Consider the following 7,188-nt stretch of genomic DNA (forward strand, 5'->3'; position numbering starts at 1 on the left):
GGGCTGCTGCGCAGCCCATCGCGACACAAGGCCGCTCCTACAAGGGGACTGCAACTTCTCAGAGTTGGCCCATCTCTTGCTGAACGAATATCACCGGTAGCCAACGGCGGTTGCCCACTTGATCCCGACAAAGACGTCGCTCTCCCCTCCACCTGCGTGGAGCGGGTAGCGGCGTCTTTTTCGTTCCGTTGCATTGCCGAGTGAGGTGTTCGATGAGTACCAGCTTCTGGAAATCCGGGCATGTGCCCACGCTGTTCGCCGCGTTCCTGTACTTCGACCTCAGCTTCATGGTCTGGTACCTGCTTGGCCCACTGGCGGTGCAGATTGCCGCCGATCTGCAGCTGAGTGCACAACAACGGGGCCTGATGGTGGCCACGCCGATCCTGGCCGGGGCGATCTTGCGCTTTGCCATGGGCGTGCTGGTCGACCGCCTGTCGCCCAAGACCGCCGGGCTGATCGGCCAGGTGGTGGTCATCGTCGCCCTCGCCGCTGCCTGGCACCTGGGCGTGCACAGCTATGAACAAGCGCTGCTGCTGGGCGTGTTCCTCGGCTTTGCCGGCGCTTCGTTCGCCGTGTCACTGCCGCTGGCCTCGCAGTGGTACCCGCCACAGCACCAAGGCAAAGCCATGGGCATTGCCGGTGCCGGCAACTCCGGCACGGTGTTCGCCGCCCTGCTGGCCCCGGCGCTGGCTGCGGGCTTTGGCTGGAACAATGTGTTCGGCTTCGCGCTGGTCCCGCTGTCGCTGGCCCTGTTGGTGTTCGCCCTGCTGGCACGCAATGCTCCGCAGCGGCCCAAGCCAAAAGCGATGGCCGACTACCTCAAGGCCCTGGGTGACCGTGACAGCTGGTGGTTCATGTTCTTCTACAGCGTCACCTTCGGCGGCTTCATCGGCCTTGCCAGCGCCCTGCCCGGCTACTTCAGCGACCAGTATGGCCTGAGCCCGGTCACGGCTGGCTACTACACCGCTGCCTGCGTGTTCGCCGGTAGCCTGATGCGCCCGCTCGGCGGCGCGCTGGCCGACCGCTTCGGCGGCATCCGCACCCTGCTGGGCATGTACAGCGTGGCGGCCATCTGCATCGCAGCAGTCGGCTTCAATCTGCCCAGCGCTGCCGCCGCACTGGCCCTGTTCGTCAGCGCCATGCTCGGCCTCGGGGCCGGCAATGGCGCGGTGTTCCAGCTGGTACCGCAACGCTTCCGTCAGGAGATCGGCGTGATGACCGGGCTGATCGGCATGGCCGGCGGCATCGGAGGCTTCCTGCTGGCCGCCGGGCTGGGCACCATCAAGCAGTACACCGGTGACTACCAGCTGGGGCTGTGGCTGTTCGCCAGCCTGGGCTTGCTGGCCTGGTTCGGCCTGCACGGCGTTAAACAGCGCTGGCGCACCACCTGGGGCTCGGCTGCGGTTACCGCGGCACGGGTCTGAGGAACAGCCATGAGCCTGCAACTGAACTTTGCCCAGGCCAGCGCCACCGGGCCGCGCGAGGAAAACCAGGACGCCCTGCGCCTGGTTACCCCGGCGCCGGAGCTGGCCGCCAGCAAAGGCTACCTGTTCGCCCTCGCCGACGGCGTCAGCCAATGTGCCGATGGCGGCCTGGCAGCCCGTGCCAGCCTGCAGGCGCTGGCCCTGGACTACTATGCCACTCCCGCGACCTGGAGCGTGGCCCAGGCCCTCGACCGGCTGCTGCTGGCGCAGAACCGCTGGTTGCGTGCCCAAGGCAGTGGCCAGCCACTGCTGACCACTCTCAGCGCGCTGGTGCTGCGTGGCCGGCGCTTTACCCTGGCCCACGTGGGTGATTGCCGCGTGTACCGCTGGCACGCTGGGCGCCTGCAATGCCTGAGCGAAGACCACGTATGGGACCAGCCCGGCATGCAGCATGTGCTGAAGCGCGCGCTGGGGCTGGACCAGCACCTGCTGGTGGATTATCTGGAAGGTGAGCTGCAGCCAGGCGAGAGCTTCCTGCTGTTGAGCGATGGCGTATGGGCCAGCCTGGGCGACCAGCACATCCAGGCGGTGCTGCGCGAGCAACCTGACCTGCAACTGGCCGTCGACACCCTGGTCGCCAGCGCGCACCTGAACGGCAGCCAGGACAACGCCAGTGCCTTGCTGGTGCAGGTCGAGCAACTGGGCACGGCCAACCTGGGCGATACCTTGGCGCAACTGCAGCAATGGCCAGTGCCCGGCCCGCTGCGTGAAGGCCAGGTAATCGATGGCTGGCAAGCCGAAAAGCTGCTTTCGCACAGCCGCCAGTCGTTGCTGTACCGGGTGCGCGATGGCCAGGGCCGAGCCTGGCTGCTGAAGACCCTGCCCACCGCACGCGAGCAGGAGCCCGGCGCGGCGCAAGGGCTGTTGCTGGAAGAATGGTTCCTGCGCCGGGTCGCTGGCCGGCACTTCCCCGAGCTGCACACCGCCGGCCAGCGCCAGCACCTGTACTACGTGATGCGCGAATACCCCGGCCAGAGCCTGGCAGCGCTGCTGGCCGAGCACGGCCCGCTACCCATGCCGCAGTGGCTGGAGCTGGCCCGGCAGCTGCTGCAGGCGGTCGGTGTACTGCACCGGCGCAACCTGCTGCACCGCGACATCAAGCCAGAGAACCTGCACCTGGGCAGCGATGGCCAACTGCGCCTGCTGGACTTTGGCCTGGCCTACTGCCCGGGCCTGTCGGAAGACCCACTGCACGAGTTGCCAGGCACGCCGTCATACATTGCCCCGGAAGCGTTCGACGGCCAACCGCCCAGCCCACGCCAGGACCTTTATGCAGTAGGCGTGACGCTGTACCACCTGCTGACCGGGCATTACCCCTACGGCGAAGTGGAGGCCTTCCAGCGCCCGCGCTTCGGCCAGCCGGTCAACGCCGCGCGCTACCGTCCCGACCTGCCGGAATGGCTGCAGCACAACCTGCAGCAGGCACTGGCAGCCGACCCGGCGCAGCGCTTCGAAACCGCCGAACACTGGTTGCTGCTGCTCGAGCGTGGCGACCGCCAGGAGCTGCCCAGCCGGCCACGGCCGCTGCTGGAGCGCGAACCGTTGAAGGTCTGGCGCACCCTGGCCCTGCTGTCCTTGCTGTTCAACCTGATATTGCTGCTCACCCTGCTCAAGGGCTGAACGCACCCTGCCGATGAGGAAACCCTGATGAATGCGAAAGTCTGGCTGGTTGGTGCTGGCCCTGGTGACCCCGAGCTGCTCACCCTCAAGGCCGTGCGCGCCATGCAGCAAGCCGCTGTGGTGATGATCGATGACCTGGTCAACCCGGCGGTGCTGGAGCATTGCCCACAGGCTCGGGTGATTGCCGTGGGCAAGCGCGGCGGCTGCCGCTCCACGCCGCAGGCCTTCATCCAGCGCCTGATGCTGCGCCATGCGCGGCAAGGACGCTGCGTGGTGCGGCTCAAGGGCGGCGACCCGTGCATCTTCGGCCGTGGTGGTGAAGAGGCGCTGTGGCTGCAAAGGCATGGCATCGAGGTGGAAGTGGTCAACGGCATCACCGCCGGCCTGGCTGGCGCCACGCAATGCGGTATTTCCCTGACCTCACGAGGTGTGAGCCGGGGCGTGACACTGGTGACGGCACATACCCAGGACGACAGCGAACTGAACTGGGCGGCCTTGGCCCAGGGCGGGACGACGCTGGTGGTGTACATGGGCGTGGCCAGGCTGGAGCAGGTACGCCAAGGGTTGCTCGACGGGGGCATGGCACCGGCGACGCCAGTGGCGATGATCGAAAATGCCTCGTTGCCGCAGCAGCGGGAGTGCAGGAGCGATGTGCGGGGGATGGTCGAGGATGCGCGGGGGTTTGGCTTGCGTAGCCCGGCGATATTGGTGATTGGGGAGGTGGTTGGGGAACAGGGGGAGCAGGATCTTGTGGCAATTGCCGGATGATGCGCTGCCTGCGCCGGCCTTTGTGGGAGCGGCCTTGTGTCGCGAAAGGGCTGCACAGCAGCCCCGGCAATACCTGCGACGAAGCTGAAAAACTGGGGCCGCTACGCGCCCCTTTCGCGACACAAGGCCGCTCCCACAAGGGGCACACAAACCCAAGAAACAGGCAAAGAAAAACCCGGCCGAGGCCGGGTTTTTCATGAAGCTTCAAACCAATTACTTGGCCTGGGCTTCTACCTGAGCTTCAACGCGACGGTTGATAGCGCGGCCTTCTTCGGTGGCGTTGTCGGCAACCGGACGGGTTTCGCCGTAGCCAACCGAGTCAACACGGCTGGATTCCACGCCGTACTGCTGGGTCAGGACCTGCTTGACAGCGTTGGCACGACGCTCGGACAGCTTCTGGTTGTAAGCGTCTGGGCCGACGGAGTCAGTGTGACCTTCCACGGTGGTGGTGGTCTGTGGGTACTGCTTCATGAAGTCAGCCAGGTTCTTGATGTCGCCGTAGCTGTTTGGCTTGACGACCGACTTGTCGAAGTCGAACTTGACGTCCAGCTCAACGCGAACGACTTCGGCAACAGCCGGGCAGCCATCAGCGTCAACGGTAACGTTGGCCGGGGTGTCAGGGCACTTGTCGACGTTGTCGCAAACGCCGTCGTTGTCGGAGTCGGAGCACACTTCGGCAACTGGAGCCGGAGCGACTTCAGCTTGCTTCGGGCTACCGCCGAAGTTCAGACCAACACCAACGGTCGGACCCCACTCGGTGTTGCCGTTGTCGATGTTGTACATGGCTTCTACGCCGGCACGGGCGAAGAACATGTCGGTGATGTACCACTTGGCGCCAGCGCCGACGTTGGCGAAGGTGGAGTGGTCGCGGCCGCTACGAGTGGCCTGGCCCAGGCTCTCGTGAGCGAAACCGGCGGAAACGTACGGACGCAGAGCGTCGCCAACGGTACCGAAGTGGTAGGTAGCGTCGAGCTTGGCTTTGGAACCTTTGATGTCTTTGTTGAAGACTTCACCACGAGCGTTGTGGGTCTCGTTGTAGCCGAGGTCCAGGGAAACGTCGTCGGTCAGGAAGTAGCCCAGGCGAACACCAGGATTGGTGCCGTCGTTCTTGAAGTTACGTTCGCTGTCGTAGTACTGCTTGGTAACGTTGCCTTCGATTTCCACAGCGCCTTGGCCTTGAGCCAGAACGCCGAACGAAGTAGCAGCGACGAGCGAGCCAATGGCCAAGCCCAAGGTGTTTTTCAATTTCATCCGTTAAATCCCCATCTGGTGATAGTTAAGCAGTCCCACCACAAACAAGGGGGACAACTCGACGGCAAGTCTAGCAGAACTCGCCGGTTCGTTAGAGATATTTGCACGCCACTAAGTTTCATCGAGGCCGGCAAATTTCTCCCGAAGCTTGTCTAGCGCGCGCTTGTAGCGCATTTTTGTCGCGCTCAGGCCCATGTGCATGATGTCGGCAATTTCCTGAAATTCCAGCTCTGCGACAAAACGCAGCACCAGAATTTCCCGGTCAATCGGGTTCACATGCACCAGCCATTTGTCCAGCCCGCCTTTTTCTTCCGGCTTCGGAGCCTTGTCCTCGGACGCCTCTTCAACAGGGTCCAGACTCAAGGCATCCATCAACCGACGTTTACGGCGCTCCTTGCGGTACTGGGTAATGCATTCGTTGTAGGTGATGCTGTAGAGCCAGGTCTTGAACTTGGACTTACCCTCGAAGTTCTTCAGCCCGTACAGCACTTTCAGCATGACTTCCTGACAGACATCGTCCGCGTCACGGTCGTTCCCCAGATAACGCGCACAGACGTTGAACAGGGTCCGTTGGTAGCGCCGCATGAGCTCCTCATAGGCGCGGGTAACGTGGTACAGCTCCTCATGCGAACGCGCCACCAACTCTTCGTCGGTGAGCTCGCGGGGGTCATAACGCATGGGCGGCGAATGAACTTTATTCAAAACGGATCTGGCCGACAGTCAGGTCAATGTCGCCGCGCGACCCCGTGGGTCGATTTTCGCGGCGGCATACATTAACAGCTTTGTGCGGTTAGCGGCTATTGACTCGCTGTTCAAGCAGCTCACGATTGGACAGCGAAACCAGTTCGCCATCATCGGTCAGCAGCGTCGTCTTGACCGTACCGATCTCCTCGATGTGCCCTTCGACCTCGCCAATTCGCACCTGCTGGCCCACCTGGTACAGCTCGCGCACGTAGATGCCGGCCAGGATCTGCCCGGCGATTTCGCGGCTGCCCAGGCCCATTGCCAGCGCAACGGCCAGACCAACGGTAATCAGCCCGATCACGATCACATGGTTCAGCAGGTCGGTTTTCACCTCCAGCTGGCTGATGGCCACCGAGATACTGATGATGATCACCAGGCCCTGGGTGATACGCCCCAGGCCTGCCGAGTATTCCAGGCCGATGCCTTCGGCAGCGCCGCGCACCAGGCCGTTGGCCACTTGCGCCAGCAGCACGCCGGCCAGCAGCACCAGGGCTGCGCCGAACACCTTCGGCAGGTACAGGGCAAGCATGTCGAGGGTTGCCGAGACTCGCTCCAGGCCCAGCGACTCGGCGGCCGACACCAGGAAGATGAGCAGCACGAACCAGTAGACGATCTTGCCGATCAAGGTGGAGATCGGCACCTGGATGCCGACCCGGCCAAGCATCTTGGTCAGGCCGGTGCCGGCCATGAGGCGGTCCAGGCCGAACTTGGCCAGCAGTTTGGACAGCAGCGTGTCGAGCAGCTTGGCCACCACGAAACCGAGCAGCACCACGACCAGCGCGCCGAACAGGTTGGGGATGAAGTTCGCTACCTTGGTCCAAAGGGCAGTCATGGCGGTGACCAGGCTCTGGGTCCAGAGATCGAGTTCCATATTCAATCGGCCTTATCTGCTTTGCTGCCGTTGGCAGCGTTGCGGGAAGAGTGTCGACGCACCGGCGCAACATGCGCCGCGCCATTGTTCACGGCGATCAGCAGCGCCTGGCTCCAGCGGCCAAGCAGGCTGAACAGATCACCTGCGCCAACCTGGCGGTTGGCGGTTTTCAGCACGCGGCCCAGGCAAGCGGCGTCGTCCCGGTCGTCCCGGTCATTGCCGGAGGGTGACGCCTTGAGCAGGTCGCGCAGGGATTCTTCAAACGGATCGTGCATGGGCACCTCGCGCAGTGTCAGTCAGAGACGAGATAGCCGGTCGATGGGTCACACATCGCATTGGGACGAATGTTTCAAAATGAATGGTGCTTGCCTGCACCGGCCCTATCGCCGGCAAGCCAGCTCCCACAGGGGTACCACAAACCCGGAAACCTGTGGTGCACCTGTGGGAGCT

Annotated in this window: 7 protein-coding genes; 3 read left to right on the plus strand and 4 right to left on the minus strand. The window is 63.6% G+C overall.

Annotated elements, in window-relative coordinates:
* The first annotated feature begins 212 nt into the window (after positions 1–212).
* Genes IRZ77_RS26475 through cobA form a run of 3 tightly spaced genes read left to right on the plus strand, consistent with a single transcriptional unit; the run spans position 213 to position 3,872 of the window.
* The gene (locus IRZ77_RS26475; protein WP_085601514.1) at positions 213–1,424 is read left to right on the plus strand and encodes a nitrate/nitrite transporter; all 1,212 of its coding nucleotides are present in this window, start codon (positions 213–215) and stop codon (positions 1,422–1,424) included.
* Positions 1,425–1,433: 9 nt separating this feature from the next.
* Entirely contained in the window at positions 1,434–3,104 is a 1,671-nt protein-coding gene (locus IRZ77_RS26480) for a bifunctional protein-serine/threonine kinase/phosphatase (protein ID WP_046616283.1), read from the plus strand.
* A gap of 27 nt (positions 3,105–3,131) precedes the next feature.
* Complete coding sequence (gene cobA, locus IRZ77_RS26485) at positions 3,132–3,872, plus strand: uroporphyrinogen-III C-methyltransferase (protein WP_108481425.1); 741 nt, start codon at positions 3,132–3,134, stop codon at positions 3,870–3,872.
* Between the two features lie 213 nt (positions 3,873–4,085).
* Here the strand turns inward: cobA and IRZ77_RS26490 are convergent, their stop codons facing one another.
* The 4 genes from IRZ77_RS26490 to IRZ77_RS26505 all read right to left on the minus strand — a co-directional run bounded on the left by IRZ77_RS26490 (position 4,086) and on the right by IRZ77_RS26505 (position 7,013).
* Positions 4,086–5,123 (minus strand): OmpA family protein, encoded by a 1,038-nt coding sequence (locus IRZ77_RS26490; RefSeq protein WP_046616285.1) that lies wholly within the window; start codon positions 5,121–5,123, stop codon positions 4,086–4,088.
* Positions 5,124–5,234: 111 nt separating this feature from the next.
* The gene (gene sigX / locus IRZ77_RS26495; protein ID WP_003248665.1) at positions 5,235–5,801 is read right to left on the minus strand and encodes an RNA polymerase sigma factor SigX; all 567 of its coding nucleotides are present in this window, start codon (positions 5,799–5,801) and stop codon (positions 5,235–5,237) included.
* 112 nt (positions 5,802–5,913) lie between these two features.
* A complete protein-coding gene (locus IRZ77_RS26500) occupies positions 5,914–6,738 on the minus strand; it encodes a mechanosensitive ion channel family protein (protein WP_004376138.1) in 825 nt (274 codons plus the stop codon).
* 2 nt (positions 6,739–6,740) lie between these two features.
* Positions 6,741–7,013, minus strand: a complete 273-nt coding sequence (locus IRZ77_RS26505; protein WP_004376140.1) for a hypothetical protein — start codon at positions 7,011–7,013, stop codon at positions 6,741–6,743.
* Positions 7,014–7,188: the final 175 nt, after the last annotated feature.

The sequence above is a fragment of the Pseudomonas pudica genome (assembly GCF_015680405.1).
In the GTDB taxonomy this organism is placed as follows: domain Bacteria; phylum Pseudomonadota; class Gammaproteobacteria; order Pseudomonadales; family Pseudomonadaceae; genus Aquipseudomonas; species Aquipseudomonas pudica.

Coding starts and splice junctions, on each gene's coding strand:
- IRZ77_RS26480 (WP_046616283.1), top strand. CDS start 1,434: ATGAGCCTGCAACTGAACTTTGCCCAGGCCAGCGCCACCGGGCCGCGC.
- IRZ77_RS26490 (WP_046616285.1), bottom strand. CDS start 5,123: ATGAAATTGAAAAACACCTTGGGCTTGGCCATTGGCTCGCTCGTCGCT.
- IRZ77_RS26505 (WP_004376140.1), bottom strand. CDS start 7,013: ATGCACGATCCGTTTGAAGAATCCCTGCGCGACCTGCTCAAGGCGTCA.
- IRZ77_RS26475 (WP_085601514.1), top strand. CDS start 213: ATGAGTACCAGCTTCTGGAAATCCGGGCATGTGCCCACGCTGTTCGCC.
- IRZ77_RS26500 (WP_004376138.1), bottom strand. CDS start 6,738: ATGGAACTCGATCTCTGGACCCAGAGCCTGGTCACCGCCATGACTGCC.
- cobA (WP_108481425.1), top strand. CDS start 3,132: ATGAATGCGAAAGTCTGGCTGGTTGGTGCTGGCCCTGGTGACCCCGAG.
- sigX (WP_003248665.1), bottom strand. CDS start 5,801: ATGCGTTATGACCCCCGCGAGCTCACCGACGAAGAGTTGGTGGCGCGT.